Raw genomic sequence first — 20,486 nt, 5'->3', positions numbered from 1 at the left:
GAAGCTAAACCGCTGTTTAAATAGCGTACTTTTTAAAGCTTAAATTTAAAGACAAAATAACTAGATTTCCGCATCAATCCTTTAAATTTTCGTAAAAAAAGATCAATAATTGAATAAAATGTATAAGATACTAGGGTCTATTGACATTTCAACCATGCATTGCGTTATCGGCCAAAACGACATAAACAAGGCATGAAACGCAGACAATGGCAAATCCCTTGTCAAGTTTCATAACACAGTTTAAGGAGGTTTTAGCCATAACCTGAGCAAGATCAAAGTACTGCTTTGATCGCAGCGCAAGGACAGATGCGTTATCTTACGCAGCTACGGCGTTATGTCTTATTTATTTAGAATGGCTAAATTACATAAGACATGCCTTGTAGCATCAAAAAAATGTCCACTGTCGCAATGAGAGCTATAGCTCGTAAGGTGAAATATCAATAAACCCTAATTCGTCAATGAGAAAGAATAACGATGGCGCTTGATCAAATCTGGAAACAACAGCTTACACTTGTGACTTATGGCAATGAGTTTCTTGCAGGTGAACTCCATTTTAGCCACTGGATTGAACATCCGATTTTCAATCAAAATGGACTAATTTTTAGGGATTTACACTCTCAACATCTGTTAGCACAACATTTCCAGATTTGGCTTGAAGGCTTAAAAAAACAAGGGGTTAAAAAACTCAGCCTACATTTATCCAGCGTACTCAATGATGAACAGAATCCCAATGCCAATGTGGAATTGCTTCCCTTTGCGCATTTTATGGTGAGCCACCAAGGCAATAAAAAAACCGCGTGGATTTGTGGGCAAGAACTGGCTGAATGGGATAACAGTGATCAAGCCTTTGAAACTCCTGTATCTCAACAAACAACACTCCGCCAAGAAGTGTTTTGGCGTTATGAGTTGAATGATAAATTCGCGAAAAAAATTGATGCTGACTTACAGAAGGTGAATTGGAATCAGGTGGCTATTTTCTTGGAGAAAGAGTTGTTTGACAGCAAATATGCAGAACATTTCTCAGAACCAGAACAACAAGACCTTCCTTTCTATGGCTATGAGTTGGACTCAATCAGTCCACCAAACCAGCCACTCGCCTTGATTCCAACCGATTATCCTGCAGATTGTGCACATCGCCTGTTACATCGTACTCAAGCTTTGGCTGATTATTTACAACAACAAAGACTACATCCTTATACAATGACGGGTGAATTGCTCAGCCCTGAAGAACAAATCAATTTGCGAAACTTCTCCCAGAAGACCGATGATTTATTTGCCAAGCTGATTGTGAAAACAGCAAATCATTATCAAACGGCCCAGTTGACAGCTGAAGAACCTGAAATCATTGACCGAACGATGGAAATCCCGCATCAACTGGATAAAACCCAACAGCATAAGGTTGGTACATCAGGGGTCATTAAACTGATTATTTTGACTGTGATTATCTGTCTACTTGCTTATTATTTTGGTCTTTAGCAACAGACAGCATGCATAAAAAAACCTAGATCATGCCATCTAGGTTTTTATTTTATCGTTTTAGAAAGTCGGTCGAATTCTGATAATCACTTTATGCCCACCATCATGCTGATTGACAATGTGATGCACATTTTCAATTTCCCCTTCAACTTCAGCATCTGGCCCATAGAAAATTCGGATGGTTTCACCCTTTCTAGGCACAATACTCAATTCTGTTTCAAATGCACCTTGTTGTAACCCTTCTACGCTCACTAACATATTTTGATCCTGATGCTGTTTTCTTTACTGTAAAAAGATTTCAGGCCAAAAGTCTAATCGAACATGTTTGGGTTATGTAATCATCAAATAAATCAATGGATTGTCTTACTCATCATAATCCAAATCATCTTCATCCATATTGAGGAAATCAGGTTCAGGCGTTTGCTCAAATTGCACGGCGAAAATTTCTGTGTGTTGAAGTAAACTGGCTTTAGCAACGCGATGCATTCCATCCATCACACGCCCTTGTGCACATAAGATAATTGGATAGCTCAGATCAGCATCTTGAATCAGTTGAACGTGCTCAATGATTTGTTGTGTTGTTGGAGATTGCTCTGGAAACCAATAGGCTTCGTTTAACTCTTGAATATCAGCCAGTAACACCTTCTTAGGCATCAAGTTTTTGGTTAACTCAAGTAAATGATGAACATCCCAGATATACAGATCTTGTCCAATATTGCGAAAATGGTATTGTTTTCTCATCACTTTCCGATCACTCTATCTTCAATTCAAAATGATTATAATAGGAAGAAGAGTGTATCTCCATTTACCCAGAATTTACCGTCAAATCGCATTAGTCAGTTATGGAAATGAATTTTTAACTGGCGGCGTAGATTCCGAGCTTTTAGACCGCCATCCTTTACTCTTCACCCACTTTCCTATTTTACGAAATATTGAGCAAGGTAATTTACTGGCAGGCTCTGCTTCGCATTTTTTAACATGTTTGAAATCACAAGGCCTAGAAAAAATCAGTTTACATTCGGCATCCGATCTCTCAAATTATTTGAGTGAATCAAAACTTTTTAATTTTACCCAAAGTGATGGTGACTTTTGCCTTGTCTGCCATTTTCCTCAACAACAGTTCAAAGCACTGGTCCATTGTGAAGAAAAATCACTTTGGCAAAGCTATGATAACGATGGATACCCATTATACTCAGACTACAACAACTACCATGACAGCGTTGAAAACTATGTGTTAATCGATCTTCCTGTCGCAGCCATTGCCAGTATTGCTGAAGATTTAAAACCTATTTCCTGGCAAAGCTTTTTCAATGAATACCAAGAACAAATCTATCATTTTGCAGTGGCTCGACGCTTTGGAAGTTACCCTGTTCCGTTGACTGATAATAATTGCTATGAAGGCGATATGTATCAAATAGAAGAACAGTTCCCAGTATTGCCCTATAATCTGAAAAAGAATTATGCCAGTATTTTAATGCTCAATGCTGCTCGCTTAAAAAGTCGCTTTGACAATGAATCTCATATCAAAAATGACAATGGCGATTACTGGCACATGTCTGAAACAGAAAAACTAGAATTTGAAAAAGCACGTAATACACTCGAAGAATTCCACGTACTTATCCTAAAATATACGGCCAACCAATATCAGAACTCAAATATCAGTCATCAGCATGAACAGCACACTGCCTTTAAATTTTCTCCAAAACCTTTAGATCCTATCGACTTTTCAACCACCCCTCCCGCATTAGCAGAGCATGAAACCACTTCATCCGTTGAACCCCAACCCCGTCTTCATTGGTCAGGAATCATAAAATTTCTATGGTCTATGCTATGGTGTTATTGTGCTTTATGGACCTTAGCTTATTTCGCAGTTGTTTGGGGCAATCTGTTTATACTGATTCTTGCTTTTATCTATGCCATATATAGAGTACTTAAAAAATTAGCCGATGAAAAAGACCACTAAACAGCGGTCTTTTTCATTTTGTGCCTATAGCAACTGAGCGCGCACTTGCATAAGTGCAAAACCAAGTAAGTTTAACCCCCGCCATTGGCTCGGGTCTTGGATATGCTGGTGATCTTGTGCCAACCCAATCCCCCAAATCTGATCGACAGGCGACGCTTCAACCAAAATACGATCATGCGTGGCAAGTAAAAAATCTCTTAATTCTGGATAGTGTGAGAATTTAGCCAAGTTTGCTTGTACCACGATTTCAAAACGCTTGTCCTGCCACAGTTGTTCATCATAGTGCTGTACTTTCCGACCAAGTTGCTTTGCTTCATTCGGATGTGTGACCTTCAAAATCTGATTAAATATCTCTTCATCGTTAAAGAGTCGAGCTTTTTGCGCCATCATATAATGTTCTGCCGTGAGATATTCAACACCATCCTGTTCAAATGGCGATGGAAACCACTGGCTAAAACAACTTTTATCCACATGATTGTTTTGCTTTGGGGTATGACCCCAGAAATATAAATATTTAAATTGACAGCCTTGTTGCACTTGTTGAATTAAATCATTTAAAAATTGTTCGTCTTGCATCATTTATCTCTGATTATTCTCTATTGTTGAAAATTTAATACCCTAAAAATAAAAAAGACCGCTAAAAAGCGGCCTTCTTTGAATCTCTAAGCTTATGCAGCTAATGCGCCTTTAGCTTTTTCAGCTAAAGCAGCAAATGCGATTGCATCATGCATAGCGATGTCAGCTAATACGCGACGGTCGATGATCACTTGAGCTTTTTTCAAGCCATCGATCATACGGCTGTATGACAAACCGTTTTGACGAGCACCAGCATTGATACGCGCAATCCATAAAGCACGGAATTGACGTTTCTTTTGACGGCGGTCACGGTAAGCGTATTGACCAGCTTTGATTACCGCTTGGAACGCTACGCGATAAACGCGTGAACGAGCACCATAGTAACCTTTAGCGCGAGCAAGAATTTTTTTGTGACGACGATGAGCCACTACACCACGTTTTACACGAGCCATTTATAATCTCCTTAGATGTATGGGCACATAGCACGAACTGATGCAACGTCACTTACGTGAACCATTACACAACCGCGCAATTGACGGATACGCTTAGCAGATTTTTTGGTCAAAATGTGGCGCTTGAATGCTTGTTTGCGCTTGAAACCGTTTGCAGTCGCTTTAAAGCGTTTAGCTGCACCACGGCGAGTTTTTAACTTAGCCATAGTAACCTCTTTTGGGCACCTGTTCGGCACGTTTGCACTATTGCAAATCAACCTGCAGGTAAGGAAGGCAGTATCATATAGTATCTCTACCCAAAACAAAAGCAAAATGCTCATTTTTTGACAGAAATAGCGCTGTTTTCAGCAAACGTTATTTCCCATAATTAATTCTCAAATTATGAGAAACATGCACAAAATCAGCGCATATAATAACAACAAATTCTTAAATCTCTATCTATATGAATATACAGAATGATGCTTTCGCCGCCTTGCGCTATCGGGATTTCTCTATCGTCACCCTCAATCAATTTTGCTTAACGCTGGCCATTTTGATTCAGGAAATTATTGTGGCGTATTCACTCTATCAAATCACGCGTGACCCTCTGACATTGGGTTTTATTGGTCTGGCAGAAGCAATTCCATTCATCACCCTATCCCTATGGGGGGGATATTTTGCGGATAAGCTGAATAAACAAAGCATTATGAAAGTCTGTTTATTCTTTTCCATTCCTTTGCCTTTGGTGCTTTGGGGTTTGTTCCATTTACATGGCTTAGAAAAAATTGGCATTAGCACGCTGTCTTGGGGTATCTATGCCGTCATATTCAGCTTAGGCACTATTCGCGGTTTTTACAATCCATCAGCAACCTCACTGAAGCCCTTTTTGATTCCACGCGAACTGTATGCCAATGGTGCCACTTGGACCACCATCGGCTGGCAAAGTGGTGTCATTATCGGGCCAATGTTGGGTGGTTTTATGTTGGCATTTCTTGGCCGAGAAAACAGTCTGTTTGCCGTAACCGCATTATTGGCAATCTGCTTTATTTTGATTAATTGCTTACAGAAACGCAGCTTTCCAAAAATGGAAACCGAGAATGTCTTGCAAAGTCTGACCGATGGCTTCCGCTTTATTTGGAAAACCAAAATTGTTTTATGGGCAATCTCACTGGACTTGGTATCGGTACTCTTTGGAGGCGTGATTGCACTGTTGCCGATTTTTGCTGAAGAAATCTTAAAAGTAGGTCCCGAAGGTCTTGGCTATTTACGTGCTGCCCCTTCAATTGGTGCCTTGATCACCATGATTGTCCTGACCAAGTTTCCGCCCATGCACCATGCGTGGCGTAATATGCTGTTGGCCGTCGCAGGCTTTGGTCTGTTTACCATTCTGTTCGCCTTCTCGAACCATATGTGGCTGTCGCTCTTTGCTTTAGCCATGACTGGTGCTTGTGACAGTGTTTCCGTGGTGGTTCGCCAAACCATCTTGCAAATTTTCCCACCTGAAAATATGCGAGGCCGTGTCGCAGCAGTGAATGGGATGTTCGTTTCTTCAAGTAATGAACTGGGGGCTTTTGAATCAGGTCTTGCAGCCAAATACCTCGGTACTATTACGGCAACCATTCTGGGTGGATGTATGACCCTTGCTGTAGTGAGTTATTGTTGGTTGAAAACCAATGACTTATTTACCGTTGATATTACCAAAGGAACGGAGCAATAAACTGAATCGGAAAGCTCATCTCACCTTTCCCATTTTTAAAAATTCCTAAATAGAGTGCGTATAAAGTGAGATAACGTCCACCTTTAGCAATCGTGACAATCAACAAGAATCGCCAAAAGTTCTCTTTCATCAACCCAGCAATCAAGGTAATGGGGTCACCAATCACGGGCGTCCAACTCAGTAGCAGCGAATAAAAACCATATTTATGATAAATCTGTTGTGCTTGCAGCAACCGTTGCTCTGAAACAGGAAACCATTTCTTATCTTTAAAATGTTCAATTTTCAGTCCAAGCCACCAATTCACACAGGAACCCAAGACATTACCAATGGTCGCAACTAAAATTAGATAAAAAGGATTGGAAAGTCCCTGTACCAATAATGTCATTAATACCGCTTCAGACTGTAACGGCAATAAGGTCGCAGCGCCAAAGGCTGAGAGAAATAATAAAAAATAGGACATCAAAACAGGATTCACTCAAACTAGGATCAGCACATCATCAAGAGCAGACCATATAACGTGAACACTATGCATTCAAGGCTAATTTTGCCCAAGCTGCTTTAAGCTGCTGTTGCGAAATATTCATTCGAAATACGGTTTTAATCACATGCTCAAACGCGTCAAAAGTGGATAACTCTTTTTTCTCCGATTGTCCTTTACCATGAATTCGAAGTACACGATCTTTGAGTGTCATACGTGCATCATTGTTGGCTCTAAACAACATTAAATGCTGGGTAAATAAGGATTCACGTGAGGTGGAAATATACCAATTGGCAACCAAGGCATCCGCATCTGCAATCTGCTGTTCGGGATTTATCGCATAGACATTGATCCACTGATCATGAAGGCAGACTTGCAGCATATATGTCATTTCCGTCAGCACTGTCGCATCCAGACCACTCTGTGCAGCCTCAACAAATCTAAATGGTTCTAGCGGTGTTTGCTGTGTTTCACTGATCAAATCAAGCGATAAAACCGTGGTTGGGGTCATTCCGCCAAACCCAGGATCATACAAAAATAAGTGCTGATCAATACGAACCACTGTGACCAAATGCGTCCGAACAGGCGTACTGATCGGCGTACTCTGATAATAGACCCGCCCCAGCACGTTATAGGCTTCATAGCCCAATTCAGTCAGTGCGATTCTGGTCAAGCTACTCTGTTCAAGGCAATAGCCTTCGCGTCCATCAAGCAATAATTTCTGAGCAAGTTGATTCGGTGCTAAAGAAATCTCCTCTCCAAGAAAAGAGGAAAAATTACCAAAAGGAATCGTTTGTACATGGAGGTTTAACAAAAGCTTTAAGTTTGCCAAAGTCGGTAAAAACTCACCTTCAAAACCAAGCTTGTCTAAATAAAGGGCTGATATTTGAGTTTGCATGATACGTTATCTTTTTGAACTTAAAGCATCGTAGCTTGAACACGCACTGATCAGATGAAAAATTACACAATTATAAAACAGCCCTTCTTTCAACAATAAAGATATGGTTTTGCCAAGGATTAGTTTTTGCTTTTAGTTGCTCTCGATCGAATAGAAAAATGCATGACTGAAACAATGAATGGAAAAAGAAATGCGATCCAAAAAGCCAGATCAGACTTAAGCATTTTTTGATACCAGGTCAGCTGTATTTCACCCGCAGAGACTGCTGCCCAGTCAATAGACACAGTTAGGTCAAAATAAATGTATAACACTAGATATACACTTAAAAATCCAACAAACACTCCTGAACTAAAATACGAGTTTCCAGTTTCAAGCTGCAACCACGCAAATAAAGATGAAAAAATTAAACTGAGACTTCCGATAAAGGCGAAAACAATAAACCAAAAAATATCAATTCCAAGCAAATACTGCATGAGGCTGCATGAAATTGCCGTTATCAACAACAATCCCATCGCAATCACCCAATGTTTGAAGTAGCAACGCCATCCTATCTTTTGATTCAGACTCATCCCACTTTGATCGATAAGGCTTTTTGTATCGCAGGACGAGCAGTAAGACGTTCAATGTAATCTTTCACATATGGATAGTCTTCGAGTTGAATACCTTGCCATTCATAACGCAATGCCCAAGGCAAGATTGCCATATCGGCAATCGAGTATTCACCCGCCACAAACTTTTGCCCAATCAACTGCTTATTTAAAACAGTATAAAGTCGTTTGGTTTCATTGATATAACGCTCAATGGCATAAGGAATTCGTTCGGGTGCGAATTTATTGAAATGATGATTTTGTCCCAGCATTGGACCAAAACCGCCCATTTGCCACATCAACCATTGTTCCACCTCAACCCGCTCTTGTTCATCTGTTGGATAGAACAAGCCCGTTTTCCGACCTAAATATTGTAAGATTGCACCAGACTCAAACACTGAAATCGGCTCGCCACGTGGGCCATTTTGATCAACAATTGCTGGAATTTTATTATTGGGAGAAATTCTTAGAAAATCTGGTTGAAACTGATCGTTTTCTAAAATATTGATGGGGAAAATCTGATAGTCGAGTCCCATTTCCTCTAAAGCAATTGTTATTTTATGCCCATTGGGTGTACCCCAATAATATAAGTCAATCATTTATATTGTCCTGTTCATCATTATCTTGACTGTTGTTGCGTTATAGCACATTTCATCAATCTCAATCAGCAAATAGGCACGAAAAGAAACAATAAAGCCGTGTTTTCAAAGACAATGTTTGAAAACTTAAACTTGGCTTTGCAAAAATTCCTTGGCCTTTTCACCGACAAATTTACGACCCGCATTACGACCATTGATCCATTCATCGACAGAGAATAAATCAAACATTCCGACTTTAAATAAGGTCGGCACAGCTAAAATCAATTCGTCTTCGACCGCACCGCGAACGCCTGCATTATAGAGATTGATATTATGCAGCATGGTGGCAACTGTTCCTGTTTGGACACGACTACCATCTTTGAGTTTAACTTGAGGCAGAACCTCACCGTCTTGTACTACTTTTTGATTAATTTCGGAGAGTTGTTCTGTACCTGTAATTGTTGACATATCCTGTTCCTATTTTTAAGTTTTGTCATGTTTCATTTACCCTATCATATTTTGATTCAGATGCTGGTTGATGACACTTATAAAATTTTTAATGAAATAATGCAGTATTGTAGACATAAAAAAGCACCGCCTATTGCGGTGCTTTTTTTTAAGAAAAAATTACTTTTTCTTTTTCGGACCAAGTAACATGCCCATCTGACGGCCTTCCATCTTCGGAGCTTGTTCAACAACACCAAACTCAGCAACGTCAGCTTCAATTTTTTGTAATTGAGCTAAACCAAGCTGTTGGTGTGCCATCTCACGACCACGGAAACGCAAAGTGATTTTCACCTTATTTCCTTCTTCAAGGAAACGTAAAATTGCACGCAATTTTACTTGGTAATCACCTACATCCGTCGCTGGACGTAACTTGATTTCTTTCACTTGCACTTGATGCTGTTTTTTCTTCGCATCTTTTTGCTTCTGTTTCAAGTCAAATAAGTGCTTGTTGTAGTCCATGATCTTACAAACAGGAGGTTCTGCATTCGCCACAATCTCAACAAGGTCAAGATTAGCTTCTTCTGCAGCACGCAATGCTTCATTTAATGAAACAACACCTTTTTGTTCCCCATCTGCAGCGACGAGGCGTACTTCTTTCGCACGGATCTCATCGTTAATTGCAGGACGGTTACTTTTAGCACCTTGTTGTTGGTTACGGTCAGGCTGTTTAATCTTTATTACTCCACGATATACCGGCCACGTTCGGCAACGGCAGATTTCACTAAGTCAATAAATGCATCTACTGACATAGTACCTAAATTTTTTCCTGAGCGAGTACGCACATTAACTGTACCTTCTTCAACTTCTCGATCACCGAGAACCAGAAGGTAAGGAATACGCTCTAGGGTACGCTCACGAATCTTAAATCCGATCTTTTCATTTCTCAAGTCAGAAATGGCACGAAGACCATTTTCTTTGAGTTTTGCGACCACTTGTTCACTTGCTTCCGCTTGTGAATCGGTAATATTCATCACACAAGCTTGGATTGGTGCAAGCCAAGGTGGCATGAAACCCGCATAGTGTTCAATTAGTATACCAATAAAACGCTCGAAACTGCCAAGAATTGCACGATGCAACATGACTGGCTGATCACGATCATTGTCTTCAGTGACATAAGACGCGTCTAAACGGATTGGCAAGTTGAAGTCACATTGAATTGTACCGCACTGCCAGATACGGCCTAAGCAGTCTTTCAATGAGAATTCAATTTTCGGGCCATAGAATGCACCCTCACCTGGTTGTAAGTCCCAAGCCAAGCCAGCATCATCTAAAGCATCCGCCAAAGATTTTTCAGCCAAGTCCCAAAGTGCATCATCTCCAACACGTTTTTCTGGACGTGTAGACAATTTCATTTGTACTTCTTCAAAGCCAAAGTCTTTATAAACATCTAAAGTCAGTTTAATAAAGTCAGCCACTTCTTTACCAATCTGTTCTTTGGTACAGAAAATGTGCGCATCATCTTGAGTAAAGCCGCGAACACGCATAATGCCGTGTAAAGAACCTGATGGCTCGTTACGGTGGCAAGAACCAAACTCCGCCAAGCGAATTGGTAAGTCACGGTAAGATTTCAAACCTTGGTTAAACACTTGCACGTGACATGGGCAGTTCATTGGCTTCACTGCATAGTTACGGCTTTCAGAATGCGTGGTAAACATGTTTTCAGCATAGTTTGCCGCATGCCCAGACTTTTCCCACAAAGTGAAATCAACAATCTGTGGTGTCTTGATTTCTTGGTAACCATTGTCTTGCTGAACTTTACGCATATATTGTTCAAGCACTTGGTAAATGGTCCAGCCGTTCGGATGCCAGAACACCATACCTGGTGCTTCTTCTTGCATATGGAACAGGTCTAAAGCTTTACCAATTTTACGGTGGTCACGCTTTTCAGCTTCTTCAATGCGTTTGATATAAGCAGCTAACTGCTTTTTGTCCGCCCAAGCCGTACCATAAATACGCTGTAGCTGTTCATTCTTCGCATCACCACGCCAGTAAGCGCCAGAGATTTTAGTGAGTTTGAATGATTTCAAGAATTTAGTGTTGGGTACGTGCGGACCACGGCACATATCCAAATAATCTTGATGGTAGTACAAGCCCATTTGTGTTTCGTTCGGCATGTCTGCAATCAAGCGTAATTTGTATTCTTCGCCACGTGCTGTGAATTCTGCAATCACTTCATCACGTGGAGTCATCTTTTTGATGACATCATAATCTTGGTCGATGAGCTTTTTCATGCGCTCTTCGACTGCTGCCATATCATCCAAAGTAAATGGACGTGGCATCCAGATGTCGTAGTAGAAACCTTCTTCGATCACTGGACCGATCACCATTTTCGCTTCTGGGAACAATTGCTTAACTGCATGTCCAACCAAGTGCGCACAAGAGTGACGAATGATTTCTAAACCTTCTTCATCTTTAGGGGTAATAATCTGAACTGTTGCATCTTCTGTGATTAAATCACAAGCATCCACCAAACGATCATTGATACGGCCAGCAACTGTATTTTTTGCAAGACCCGGACCAATGCTCTGAGCAAGTTCCATCACGGAAATCGGATGATCAAACTGTTTCTGATCACCATTTGGTAAAGTAATGATTGGCATAATAAAATCCTTAAGGAGTGATGCCCTATACGAAGGAGCATATCACCGCGAGATTATGTATTGAGGCGCAGCCTCAAAAGATAAAAAACGGCGGATAAAAAAGTACCCAAGATTTTACACGGGTTTAGCTGTGGATGAAACCTCTGAACCAGAAAAACCCTAGATCAGTCGAGATTCATCTCCGACTAAAGCCTAAATGCTTTAGACTCAATGTCAGACTAGCTTAATAGTAATCAATGAAAAGAACAGAAAGGAAGCAATACACATGGTCAGTGCATATGATGAATTACCCAAAACCCCCGCCAATTTTGTGGCCTTGTCTCCGCTCCGTTATTTAGAACGCGCAGCTTATATTTACCCACAGCAAGCGGCGATTATTCATGCTGATCGTCAGATTACCTGGCAACAGACCTATCAGCGTTGTCGTCAATTTGCACACCAATTAACAAATTTGGGCATCCAAAAAAACGATACTGTTTCAGTGCTCTTACCCAACATCCCCGCCATGATTGAAGCGCATTTTGCGGTACCAATGGCGGGTGCAGTACTGAATACCTTAAATACTCGCCTCGATGCCAAAACCATTGCTTTTATGCTCGAACATGCAGAAGCCAAAGTCCTGCTGGTTGATCCTGAGTTTCGCCAAGTTGCAGCAGAAGCACTCACGCTGGTACCACAAGACATCATCGTGATTGATGTCTTTGATACCGAATTTGAAGGCGAACAGATTGCGCTTGGACAATATGAGTATGAATCATGGTTAGCCCACGGTGATCCTGAGTTTGAATGGCTACTGCCGCAAGATGAATGGGATGCGATTAGCCTCAACTATACGTCTGGCACCACGGGTAATCCTAAAGGTGTGGTCTATCACCATCGCGGCGCTTATTTGAATGCAGCCAGTAATATCCTAGCCTGCGGCATGAAACCTCGTGCGGTGTACCTTTGGACCTTACCGCTGTTTCATTGCAATGGTTGGTGCTTTGCTTGGTCAATTGCTGCCAGTGGCGGTACCAATATTTGTTTGCGTCGCGTCGATCCAGCATTGATCTTTCACTATATTGCAGCGCATAAAGTCGATTATTTCTGTGGTGCACCGATTGTACTGTCCATGCTGATCAACGCACCAAGCGAACAGAGAGCGGCTTTTGAGCATCATGTTGAAGTCATGGTCGCAGGTGCCGCACCACCTGTGGCAATCATTGAGGGCATGCGCAATATCGGCATTAACGTCAATCATGTTTATGGCTTGACTGAAACCTATGGCCCTTCAGCACTATGTGCTTCTCAAGCAGGTTGGAGTGATTTATCCATTCAGGAACAAGCACAACTCCACTCTCGCCAAGGTGTACCTTATCCACTACAGGATAGTATGCGGGTACTTGATCCAGAAACGATGCAACCCGTCCCCAATGATGGACAGACCATGGGAGAAATTATGTTCCGTGGCAACATCGTGATGAAAGGCTATTTAAAGAATCCTCAAGCCACAGCAGAAGCCTTTAAAGGTGGGTGGTTTCATACGGGTGATTTAGCCGTCAGTCATGCCGATGGCTATGCCAAGATTACCGATCGCTCCAAAGATATTATTATTTCGGGTGGCGAAAATATTTCATCCTTAGAGGTTGAAGATGTGCTATATCGCCATCCTGCGGTGCTCACAGCGGCCGTGGTCGCTAAACCTGACGCACGCTGGCAAGAAGTGCCCTGTGCCTTTATTGAACTGAAACACGGCGCATCCGTCTCTGCCGAAGAAATCATTGCGCATTGTCAGCAAGAACTGGCTCGCTTCAAAGTTCCCAAAGATGTGGTGATTACTGAGATTCCCAAGACCGCAACAGGAAAGTTGCAGAAATTTATTTTAAGAGAATGGGCGAAGGAACGGGCAAGCAGCGAATTTGGAAGCTAAGTACTCATATAAAAAAAGAAGTTTCCTCGGAAACTTCTTTTTTTAACGTTCTAATTACTGTTCAGATAACAATGCGACCTGTTGTACATAGTTCACAAATTTGCGTTTTGAAGCCTCTAACTCTTCTTCACTGACTTGCTGTTTGATGTCACGATGGATACGCAAGACATGCTGACGTAAGGTATGACGTTCCGACGCATTAAAGACTTTGCTAAATTCATTAATGATTGGATCACCTTGATCAATCATACGATCCACCCAACGCATCAATTGCATTTGTTTTTTCGCGCCTTGCTGCGGCGTGAGATAAGACAAAATGGTGGTTTCATCTTCATTGCGCAACAACTTACCAACACGTTGAAACTGACGACGACGTGCTTCAAATGAACTGATTTTTTGCACTTCAAGCAATGCATCAATTAAACGTTCATCGACAGGAAGTTTTTGAATCTGCTTGGGGTTTAGTTGAGCCAATTGCTCGCCCAAAGCGGCCATGCGTTGTACGGCTTTCTTTTGCTCGGTTCGACTCGCACGCCCGTCTAATGACTCAAAATCTTCATCGGTATAACGTTGGGGACCACGTGCCACTATTACTCTGCCTCATAAAATTTTGCTGCGAACAGCGTTTGAATTTCTTCCAGTGCTTGCTCTTCATCAGCACCTTCGATGACCAATCTTAATGTGGTGCCCTTACCTGCACCCAACATCAACAATGACATAATATTTTTTGCATCAACCAACTTATCGCCCTTGCCAATTTGAATTGAAGAACGGAACTTGGTCGTCACTTCGATCAGTTTACCAGATGCACGCGCATGTAAGCCGAGTTTATTAATTACATCAATTGTTGTGTCTATCATGACCAGTGCTTCATTTCTCTATGTAAGATTTGGACAGCCCATTTTGCCTCAAGGGCGTGTTTGAGTCTATCCACGATATAAACTGAACGATGCTGCCCACCGGTACATCCCACCGAAATGGTCATGTAATGGCGATGCCCTTCTGCAAAAGCAGGTAACCACTTTTCGAGGAAAGTATAAATATCTTCAAACATCTCATTGGTTTGTTGACTGCCTTCCAAAAAGCGGCGTACAGGTTCATCTAAACCTGAAAAACGGCGTAATTCTAAATCCCAATGCGGATTTGGTAAATGCCGTACGTCAAATACATAATCTGCATCCAATGGAATTCCATGCTTATAACCAAAGGACTGTAAAATGACGATCAAATTATCGGATTGCCCAAGCTTGGACAATAAAATATGTTTTAAATCATGAACACTTTTATCGGTCGTATCAATATGCACTGTAGAACGAAATTGTATCGGAATTAGAAGCTGTTTCTCTTCCTGAATACATTGCAACAAACTATTAAAGCGACTTGCCAAAGGATGAGGACGACGAGATGCACTAAAACGTGCAATTAAATCCTGATCCTGTGTGGTCAGATAAATAATGTCAACTGTACCATGCCGCTGTAATTGCTGAAAAACATGATCAAACTCTTGCATATCAGCGCGGGTACTTCGAATATCGACCCCGAGTGCGAGCTGCTCCAGATTATTCTCATGATCCAGTTTTGCCACAATTTCAGGCAATAACGCCAAAGGTAAGTTATCTATACAATAATAGCCCAAATCTTCAAGCACTTGTAATGCAGAGGACTTTCCTGAACCGGATTGACCTGTAACGATAAGAATACGCTTCATGGCGTTTTGCCCTTCATTTTTTTATGTTTTAAAGTCGATTTGTAGGTTGTCAATCAACCGTGTTGAACCAAGCTTGGCCGCAATAAATAGCACCAAGTTTTGATCAAACTGCTGAATAGGTTGCAAGTTGGTTTGTCGAGCTTCCACATAATCCACAACAAAACCCGCCTGTGTCAATTGAGCCGAGATATTTGCTAACACTTGTGACAAAGCTTGCCCTTCATGTAGTTGCTGTTCAGCTTGCTTAAGCAATTGGTAAATCGTCGGTGCAACAGTACGTTGCTGTTCAGTCAAATAACCATTACGCGAGCTTAAAGCAAGACCATCTTCAGCACGGACAATGGGCACACCAATCACTTCCAAAGACATATTTAAGTCTTGCACCAACTGACGAATCACCGCCAATTGCTGATAGTCCTTTTGACCAAAGAAAGCAAAATCAGGTTGGACGATATTGAATAGTTTGGTCACCACAACCGCAACACCATCAAAATGACCTGGACGCGATTTTCCACACAAGTCATCGGTAATTTGACCGACACTGATGTTGGTCAATCGTGGTTGCGTGCCATACATTTGCTCAACCGTCGGGGCGAAAATAATATCGCAACCGACATCTGCCAATAAACGGCTATCTTGCTCTAAAGTCCGCGGATAACTCTCAAAATCTTCACCTGCACCAAATTGAATTGGATTGACGAAAATACTGACCACGACCACATCACACAGTTTTTTAGCTTCACGCACTAAAGTCAAATGGCCTTCGTGCAAGTTCCCCATGGTCGGTACAAAACCAATCAATTTTTTTGAGCTACGCGCAGGTGCCAATGACGCGGTTAAGCCTTGTATTGTTGTTTCAGTTTTCATGAATTAAAGCTCAACTTGAAAAGTATGTTCCTTGGCTGGGAACGACTGATCTTGCACTGCGGCATGATACGATTTAAACGCATCAACAATTGCAGTTTCACCCGCTTGCTCTTTCATAAAGTTGCGAACAAAACGTGCCACGCGACCAAAGGTCAAACCAAGCATGTCCTGTACCACCAGCACTTGACCATCTGTTTCATTGCCCGCACCAATCCCAATCACTGGCGTATTCGGGAATAATTCAGCAATTTCTTTGCCGAGCTGAGCTGGAACACATTCAAGCAATAATACCGCAGCACCTGCATCAACTACTGCTTGGCAATCTGCGATCAATTGATCTGCTGCTTCGCGTGTTCTTGCTTGTAGTTTATAACCACCAAACACATGTACAGATTGCGGGGTTAAGCCTAAATGTACACATACTGGAATACCATTACGGGTTAATACCGTCACCAGTTCACTGAGCCAAGCCCCACCTTCAATCTTGACCATTTGTGCGCCGACTTGCATCACCGTCTTGGCATTTTTCAAGCCATCTTCAAGTGTGGCATAGCTCATGAATGGCAAATCAGTCATGATTAAGGCATGCGCATTACCACGGCGTACAGCAGCGGTATGGTAAGCCATATCTTCAACGGTGACAGGAAGTGTAGAGTCTCTGCCTTGAATCGCCATTCCTAGAGAGTCGCCGATTAAAATCGTATCAATTTCAGCCAATTCCATCGCTTTCGCCATACTTGCATCATAGCAAGTAAGACATGAGAACTTGCGTCCTTCGGCTTTAAACTTTCTTAAGTCACTTAGACTAATCATGATGATGTCCTCTACAGGCGTTTCCAGAACGAAACAGTCTTAAGCGGTTGCCCAAGACTGGTCTGCTATTACAGTCAAGTTTGCTTGCTGCACCAGTTCTAAATCTTTTAATGAATGACCATTTAATTGCAAATGAGCATCTAAATCCAATAAGGGAAGCAATACAAAATCACGTTGTAAAATACCAATATGCGGCACGGTTAAACGTTCATTTTGGATCTGCTCTTGACCATAGATCAGTAAATCCAGATCAAGGGTACGCTCTCCCCAACGTCGTAAACGGACACGCCCAGACTCTTGCTCAAATTGTTGTAATTGATCAAGTAAAGCAAGCGGTGCTAGTGTAGTGTCCAGTTGAACAACGGCATTTAAATAGTGAGGTTGATCTTGCGGCCCCATCGGTGGACTTTGATAAAGTCGTGATACCTGTACAGTTCCCAAGGTCGCGAGCTTCGCAACAGCTTCACTCAGTATCTGCTGCGAATCGCCTAAGTTACTGCCTAGACCGATATAACTGCGAATGGTCATTGGGTTGGCCCAAAAACGACTTGGCTAAGATCACGTTGAACGCGTTTACGCTTGAGAATCGGGTGATCCGCATTGATTTGACCTGAAGCCGCAGTTGCTTTTTCAATAAAACGACTGCTTGATTCATCCGCTCTGACACGTTCTTTCTTGGCACGACGGCTTCTTGGTTCAGGCACATTGACCAAAGGCTCAATTTCAGCGGTCTTCGGCTCATCAACTTCAACAGCTTTACGGCGCGTCTTACTACGTTGGCGGTTGTATTGACGAATCGCGGCCTCTTTTTGATCAGTGGTCATTTCTTGGTAGGTTTCCCACCAAACGCCCATACCTTCAGTACTGCTATCACCTGACTTCTCACGCAACAGCAAAAAGTCAAAGCCTGCACGGAAACGTGCATGCCCAGCCAAAGCTTCAATTTGCTGTGGCTTTGGATTGAGCAAACGGGTTTGCATTTCCCAAACTTCACGAATAAAAGTTTCAGCAAAACGCGGAATGATGGTTCGCGTCGCTTGACGCTTCAACACATCCAAACCTGCTTGTGCACGCGCTTCTGCGGGCACAACCCCTTTGTTCAAATAGAAATCACAGCGTTCCAAGAACGGTTTCCATAACAATACTGCATAGAAAAATGCAGGATTGATGGTTTTACCAATTTGAATGCGTTGATCGGTATTCCGTGCTGCCCGGTCGATAAAAGCGGTCAGGTTCGGTGGGATTTCAGCAAACAACTGTTTCCAAACACCAAACTCAATCAACATCGGTAATACACGGGTGAGATGTCCCATGGTGAATAGCTTTTGCGACTCATCATATAAACGATGTGGTGAAACATCACGCAACAGTTGCGTCATCTCAGGATCAAACACATCAAGAATCGATTGATCGATCTGGAAATTTAATTTTGCCGCAAATCGCAAAGCACGCAACATGCGCACAGGATCTTCTTCAAAGCGCTGTGCAGGCTCGCCCAAAAAGCGTAAGGTCCTCGTATTGATATCATCCACCGCATGGCAGAAATCAAGCACGATGCCTTTACGTGGCTGGTAATACAAGGTATTGATCGAAAAATCTCGACGAGCAAAGTCTTGCTCAATCGTTCCCCAGTTATTATCACGAAGAATCATCCCAGAGGCACTGGTGACTGCTTTTTTCGGTGGGGCACGGAATGTCGCAACCTCAATCAGTTCGCGACCAGAATATACATGTGCTAACTCAAAACGTCGTCCGATAATTCGGCAACGTCGACCAAAAACCTCTTTCACTTGGGCTGGTGTAGCATTAGTAACCGCGTCAAAATCCTTTGGATTAAGACCTAACATCATGTCTCGAACACCACCACCCACAATATATGCTTCGTAGCCTGCTTTAGTCAGACTATCGATCACATCTAAAATTGAGGAAGGAAGTTGAGTTGTGGACAAACCACATTTTGACGCACGCAAAGTTTGCAAAAGACACTGTCTCCTACGTCAGGACGTAAATAACAATTTGTCGCTAATCATAGCTCTAACACACACAAAGGGCAATTTATTCTGTTGGAAGTTTCAACAGTTCAGTCTATCTAATCAATCCGATTTTTACATTTTCAAGTTTACAACATGAGCTTGCTCTTATTTTTCTCAAGTAGTTTAGGCCCAATCCCTTTGATATTCATTAATTCATCAATGCTTTTAAAAGCACCATTTTTTTGCCGATACTCCATAATCGCCTGTGCCTTTTTTTCTCCCACACCACTGAGCATCTGTAATTGCTGTAAATTCGCTTGATTCAAGCTGATTTTATCGCCCTGAATATTTACAGATGATGACACTTGCTTTGAAGCGTGTTGCTGGCTAGGACGAGCCAAGTAATAGTTATTGTTCTGCTGTTGCGCCAATTGCTGATCACGTGCTTGCTGCTGCGCCTTCCACTGCTGATAAGATTGATCAAATTGCTGTGCGTGGAGGTGTGTGGCACCTCCCAAACAGAGAATAAAGCCTATAAAAAAATTAAGTTTGCTGCGGAGATGCGGCAACTTCATTGTCTTTCTCCTGAGATTTTAATTGTCGTTTGGCTTGCTCCCAAAGTTCATCCATTTCGGCCAAACTCATGTCTTGCAAGTCCTTCTGTTGTTGTTGAGCTTGTTGTTCTATAAACGCAAAACGGCTTCTAAATTTATGGATGGTTGCCAGTAGTGCGGTCTCACTGGACACCCCCAACTTTCGCCCCACATTAATTAAAGAAAATAAACAATCACCGAACTCTTCTTGAATATGATCAACATTTTGACTTTTTATCGCCTGTTGTAATTCTTCTAACTCTTCATCTAATTTGGCATAAGCATCATCCACACTTTCAAAATCAAAGCCTAATTGGGCTGCTTTGTGCTGAATTTCATGTGATTGCACCAATGCAGGCGCATGTTTAATCTCATCTAACCTTGATCGTATCTTACCTTGTTTTTCTTGTTGTTTGATTTGTTTCCACAATTCAGCGACCTGCTCAGAATCCAAATTTTGATATTGTTCAGCCTGAAATACATGCGGATGACGACGAATTAATTTTTTACTAATGGCTTCCACCACATCCTGAAAATTAAATAATCCTTTTTCATCAAACATTTGAGATTGAAAGACCACTTGCAATAATAAGTCGCCCAGTTCATTGCGGATTTCATCCACCTCACCCGAGCGAATTGCAGCCTCAACTTCATATGCCTCTTCAATGGCATATCGTGTCAAACTTTCTGGTGTTTGTTGTTGATCCCACGGGCATTTTTGTCTTAATTCCTGCATGATTGCCAATAATTTTTCCACGATCATCTCCAAACCCAAACAAGCAAATTGTTGCAGCACCAAGCTGCATATGCGT

General features: G+C 41.9%; 24 protein-coding genes and 1 pseudogene. 4 read left to right on the top strand and 21 right to left on the bottom strand.

Annotated features, from left to right (window positions below):
• Nucleotides 1-474: 474 nt before the first annotated feature.
• Nucleotides 475-1,476, top strand: coding sequence for a hypothetical protein (locus tag V6E90_RS20440; RefSeq protein WP_332606317.1), 1,002 nt, complete (start codon nucleotides 475-477; stop codon nucleotides 1,474-1,476).
• 60 nt (nucleotides 1,477-1,536) lie between these two features.
• Here V6E90_RS20440 and V6E90_RS20435 read toward each other — a convergent pair whose 3' ends face one another.
• Nucleotides 1,537-1,734 (bottom strand): hypothetical protein, encoded by a 198-nt coding sequence (locus tag V6E90_RS20435; RefSeq protein ID WP_004655648.1) that lies wholly within the window; start codon nucleotides 1,732-1,734, stop codon nucleotides 1,537-1,539.
• A gap of 105 nt (nucleotides 1,735-1,839) precedes the next feature.
• Nucleotides 1,840-2,217: a hypothetical protein gene (locus tag V6E90_RS20430; RefSeq protein WP_332606316.1), complete on the bottom strand. Its 378-nt coding sequence runs from the start codon at nucleotides 2,215-2,217 to the stop codon at nucleotides 1,840-1,842.
• A 52-nt stretch (nucleotides 2,218-2,269) separates the two neighbouring features.
• Between V6E90_RS20430 and V6E90_RS20425 the strand changes: the two genes are divergently transcribed.
• On the top strand, nucleotides 2,270-3,439 hold the full coding sequence (locus tag V6E90_RS20425; RefSeq protein WP_332606315.1) for a hypothetical protein: 1,170 nt from the start codon (nucleotides 2,270-2,272) through the stop codon (nucleotides 3,437-3,439).
• A gap of 24 nt (nucleotides 3,440-3,463) precedes the next feature.
• Here V6E90_RS20425 and V6E90_RS20420 read toward each other — a convergent pair whose 3' ends face one another.
• From V6E90_RS20420 to rpmI, 3 genes are all read right to left on the bottom strand, one after another.
• Nucleotides 3,464-4,015 carry an NADAR family protein gene (locus V6E90_RS20420; RefSeq protein ID WP_332606327.1) on the bottom strand — a complete coding sequence of 184 codons (552 nt, stop codon included), beginning with the start codon at nucleotides 4,013-4,015 and terminating at the stop codon, nucleotides 3,464-3,466.
• Between the two features lie 92 nt (nucleotides 4,016-4,107).
• Nucleotides 4,108-4,467 (bottom strand): 50S ribosomal protein L20, encoded by a 360-nt coding sequence (rplT, locus tag V6E90_RS20415; protein WP_004655655.1) that lies wholly within the window; start codon nucleotides 4,465-4,467, stop codon nucleotides 4,108-4,110.
• An 11-nt stretch (nucleotides 4,468-4,478) separates the two neighbouring features.
• On the bottom strand, nucleotides 4,479-4,673 hold the full coding sequence (gene rpmI / locus V6E90_RS20410) for a 50S ribosomal protein L35 (protein WP_004637967.1): 195 nt from the start codon (nucleotides 4,671-4,673) through the stop codon (nucleotides 4,479-4,481).
• A gap of 236 nt (nucleotides 4,674-4,909) precedes the next feature.
• Between rpmI and V6E90_RS20405 the strand changes: the two genes are divergently transcribed.
• Nucleotides 4,910-6,163 carry an MFS transporter gene (locus V6E90_RS20405; protein WP_016542075.1) on the top strand — a complete coding sequence of 418 codons (1,254 nt, stop codon included), beginning with the start codon at nucleotides 4,910-4,912 and terminating at the stop codon, nucleotides 6,161-6,163.
• A gap of 37 nt (nucleotides 6,164-6,200) precedes the next feature.
• On the opposite strand, the pseudogene V6E90_RS20400 reads toward V6E90_RS20405, so the two are convergent.
• The 7 genes and pseudogenes from V6E90_RS20400 to thrS all read right to left on the bottom strand — a co-directional run.
• Nucleotides 6,201-6,623: pseudogene (locus V6E90_RS20400) on the bottom strand (YqaA family protein); the annotation flags it as partial.
• A gap of 64 nt (nucleotides 6,624-6,687) precedes the next feature.
• Complete coding sequence (locus V6E90_RS20395; RefSeq protein ID WP_332606314.1) at nucleotides 6,688-7,539, bottom strand: arylamine N-acetyltransferase family protein; 852 nt, start codon at nucleotides 7,537-7,539, stop codon at nucleotides 6,688-6,690.
• Nucleotides 7,540-7,658: 119 nt separating this feature from the next.
• Nucleotides 7,659-8,108: a hypothetical protein gene (locus V6E90_RS20390; RefSeq protein WP_332606313.1), complete on the bottom strand. Its 450-nt coding sequence runs from the start codon at nucleotides 8,106-8,108 to the stop codon at nucleotides 7,659-7,661.
• Nucleotides 8,105-8,725, bottom strand: a complete 621-nt coding sequence (locus V6E90_RS20385) for a glutathione S-transferase N-terminal domain-containing protein (RefSeq protein ID WP_005239641.1) — start codon at nucleotides 8,723-8,725, stop codon at nucleotides 8,105-8,107. The genes V6E90_RS20390 and V6E90_RS20385 overlap by 4 nt, the downstream gene beginning before the upstream one ends.
• 126 nt (nucleotides 8,726-8,851) lie before the next feature.
• The gene (locus tag V6E90_RS20380) at nucleotides 8,852-9,172 is read right to left on the bottom strand and encodes a DUF7709 family protein (RefSeq protein ID WP_332606312.1); all 321 of its coding nucleotides are present in this window, start codon (nucleotides 9,170-9,172) and stop codon (nucleotides 8,852-8,854) included.
• Nucleotides 9,173-9,331: 159 nt separating this feature from the next.
• On the bottom strand, nucleotides 9,332-9,883 hold the full coding sequence (gene infC, locus V6E90_RS20375; protein WP_079281829.1) for a translation initiation factor IF-3: 552 nt from the start codon (nucleotides 9,881-9,883) through the stop codon (nucleotides 9,332-9,334).
• Nucleotides 9,884-9,888: 5 nt separating this feature from the next.
• A complete protein-coding gene (thrS, locus tag V6E90_RS20370) occupies nucleotides 9,889-11,811 on the bottom strand; it encodes a threonine--tRNA ligase (RefSeq protein WP_005239645.1) in 1,923 nt (640 codons plus the stop codon).
• 265 nt (nucleotides 11,812-12,076) lie between these two features.
• Here thrS and V6E90_RS20365 point away from each other — a divergent pair, with 265 nt between their 5' ends.
• The gene (locus tag V6E90_RS20365) at nucleotides 12,077-13,720 is read left to right on the top strand and encodes an acyl-CoA synthetase (protein WP_332606311.1); all 1,644 of its coding nucleotides are present in this window, start codon (nucleotides 12,077-12,079) and stop codon (nucleotides 13,718-13,720) included.
• A gap of 54 nt (nucleotides 13,721-13,774) precedes the next feature.
• On the opposite strand, the gene yjgA is transcribed toward V6E90_RS20365, so the two are convergent.
• The 9 genes from yjgA to mazG form a co-directional block, all read right to left on the bottom strand.
• Nucleotides 13,775-14,308: a ribosome biogenesis factor YjgA gene (gene yjgA, locus V6E90_RS20360; protein WP_005239647.1), complete on the bottom strand. Its 534-nt coding sequence runs from the start codon at nucleotides 14,306-14,308 to the stop codon at nucleotides 13,775-13,777.
• Between the two features lie 2 nt (nucleotides 14,309-14,310).
• Nucleotides 14,311-14,580, bottom strand: a complete 270-nt coding sequence (locus tag V6E90_RS20355; RefSeq protein WP_016542069.1) for an HPr family phosphocarrier protein — start codon at nucleotides 14,578-14,580, stop codon at nucleotides 14,311-14,313.
• Entirely contained in the window at nucleotides 14,577-15,428 is an 852-nt protein-coding gene (rapZ, locus tag V6E90_RS20350) for an RNase adapter RapZ (RefSeq protein WP_016542068.1), read from the bottom strand. The genes V6E90_RS20355 and rapZ overlap by 4 nt, the downstream gene beginning before the upstream one ends.
• 21 nt (nucleotides 15,429-15,449) lie before the next feature.
• Nucleotides 15,450-16,295, bottom strand: a complete 846-nt coding sequence (panC, locus tag V6E90_RS20345; RefSeq protein WP_262757861.1) for a pantoate--beta-alanine ligase — start codon at nucleotides 16,293-16,295, stop codon at nucleotides 15,450-15,452.
• Nucleotides 16,296-16,298: 3 nt separating this feature from the next.
• Entirely contained in the window at nucleotides 16,299-17,108 is an 810-nt protein-coding gene (gene panB, locus V6E90_RS20340) for a 3-methyl-2-oxobutanoate hydroxymethyltransferase (protein WP_004655682.1), read from the bottom strand.
• Nucleotides 17,109-17,147: 39 nt separating this feature from the next.
• The gene (folK, locus tag V6E90_RS20335) at nucleotides 17,148-17,636 is read right to left on the bottom strand and encodes a 2-amino-4-hydroxy-6-hydroxymethyldihydropteridine diphosphokinase (RefSeq protein WP_016542066.1); all 489 of its coding nucleotides are present in this window, start codon (nucleotides 17,634-17,636) and stop codon (nucleotides 17,148-17,150) included.
• Nucleotides 17,633-19,087 carry a polynucleotide adenylyltransferase PcnB gene (gene pcnB / locus V6E90_RS20330; RefSeq protein ID WP_016542065.1) on the bottom strand — a complete coding sequence of 485 codons (1,455 nt, stop codon included), beginning with the start codon at nucleotides 19,085-19,087 and terminating at the stop codon, nucleotides 17,633-17,635. Before pcnB ends, folK begins: the two co-directional genes overlap by 4 nt.
• 140 nt (nucleotides 19,088-19,227) lie before the next feature.
• Nucleotides 19,228-19,656, bottom strand: a complete 429-nt coding sequence (locus tag V6E90_RS20325) for a ComEA family DNA-binding protein (protein ID WP_016542064.1) — start codon at nucleotides 19,654-19,656, stop codon at nucleotides 19,228-19,230.
• Nucleotides 19,625-20,431: a nucleoside triphosphate pyrophosphohydrolase gene (mazG, locus tag V6E90_RS20320; protein ID WP_332606310.1), complete on the bottom strand. Its 807-nt coding sequence runs from the start codon at nucleotides 20,429-20,431 to the stop codon at nucleotides 19,625-19,627. Before mazG ends, V6E90_RS20325 begins: the two co-directional genes overlap by 32 nt.
• Nucleotides 20,432-20,486: the final 55 nt, after the last annotated feature.

Source organism: Acinetobacter sp. ESBL14 (assembly GCF_036668815.1).
In the GTDB taxonomy this organism is placed as follows: Bacteria; Pseudomonadota; Gammaproteobacteria; order Pseudomonadales; family Moraxellaceae; genus Acinetobacter; species Acinetobacter gyllenbergii.
The sequence above is the reverse complement of the archived record's forward strand: the minus strand, read 5'-3'. Positions and strand labels throughout refer to the sequence as shown.

Bases quoted from the DNA above. Each gene is read 5' to 3' on its own strand.
- V6E90_RS20440 (WP_332606317.1), top strand. From the start codon at position 475: ATGGCGCTTGATCAAATCTGGAAACAACAGCTTACACTTGTGACTTAT.
- V6E90_RS20435 (WP_004655648.1), bottom strand. From the start codon at position 1,734: ATGTTAGTGAGCGTAGAAGGGTTACAACAAGGTGCATTTGAAACAGAA.
- V6E90_RS20430 (WP_332606316.1), bottom strand. From the start codon at position 2,217: ATGAGAAAACAATACCATTTTCGCAATATTGGACAAGATCTGTATATC.
- V6E90_RS20420 (WP_332606327.1), bottom strand. From the start codon at position 4,015: ATGCAAGACGAACAATTTTTAAATGATTTAATTCAACAAGTGCAACAA.
- rplT (WP_004655655.1), bottom strand. From the start codon at position 4,467: ATGGCTCGTGTAAAACGTGGTGTAGTGGCTCATCGTCGTCACAAAAAA.
- rpmI (WP_004637967.1), bottom strand. From the start codon at position 4,673: ATGGCTAAGTTAAAAACTCGCCGTGGTGCAGCTAAACGCTTTAAAGCG.
- V6E90_RS20405 (WP_016542075.1), top strand. From the start codon at position 4,910: ATGAATATACAGAATGATGCTTTCGCCGCCTTGCGCTATCGGGATTTC.
- V6E90_RS20395 (WP_332606314.1), bottom strand. From the start codon at position 7,539: ATGCAAACTCAAATATCAGCCCTTTATTTAGACAAGCTTGGTTTTGAA.
- V6E90_RS20390 (WP_332606313.1), bottom strand. From the start codon at position 8,108: ATGAGTCTGAATCAAAAGATAGGATGGCGTTGCTACTTCAAACATTGG.
- V6E90_RS20385 (WP_005239641.1), bottom strand. From the start codon at position 8,725: ATGATTGACTTATATTATTGGGGTACACCCAATGGGCATAAAATAACA.
- V6E90_RS20380 (WP_332606312.1), bottom strand. From the start codon at position 9,172: ATGTCAACAATTACAGGTACAGAACAACTCTCCGAAATTAATCAAAAA.
- thrS (WP_005239645.1), bottom strand. From the start codon at position 11,811: ATGCCAATCATTACTTTACCAAATGGTGATCAGAAACAGTTTGATCAT.
- V6E90_RS20365 (WP_332606311.1), top strand. From the start codon at position 12,077: ATGGTCAGTGCATATGATGAATTACCCAAAACCCCCGCCAATTTTGTG.
- V6E90_RS20355 (WP_016542069.1), bottom strand. From the start codon at position 14,580: ATGATAGACACAACAATTGATGTAATTAATAAACTCGGCTTACATGCG.
- rapZ (WP_016542068.1), bottom strand. From the start codon at position 15,428: ATGAAGCGTATTCTTATCGTTACAGGTCAATCCGGTTCAGGAAAGTCC.
- panC (WP_262757861.1), bottom strand. From the start codon at position 16,295: ATGAAAACTGAAACAACAATACAAGGCTTAACCGCGTCATTGGCACCT.
- panB (WP_004655682.1), bottom strand. From the start codon at position 17,108: ATGATTAGTCTAAGTGACTTAAGAAAGTTTAAAGCCGAAGGACGCAAG.
- folK (WP_016542066.1), bottom strand. From the start codon at position 17,636: ATGACCATTCGCAGTTATATCGGTCTAGGCAGTAACTTAGGCGATTCG.
- V6E90_RS20325 (WP_016542064.1), bottom strand. From the start codon at position 19,656: ATGAAGTTGCCGCATCTCCGCAGCAAACTTAATTTTTTTATAGGCTTT.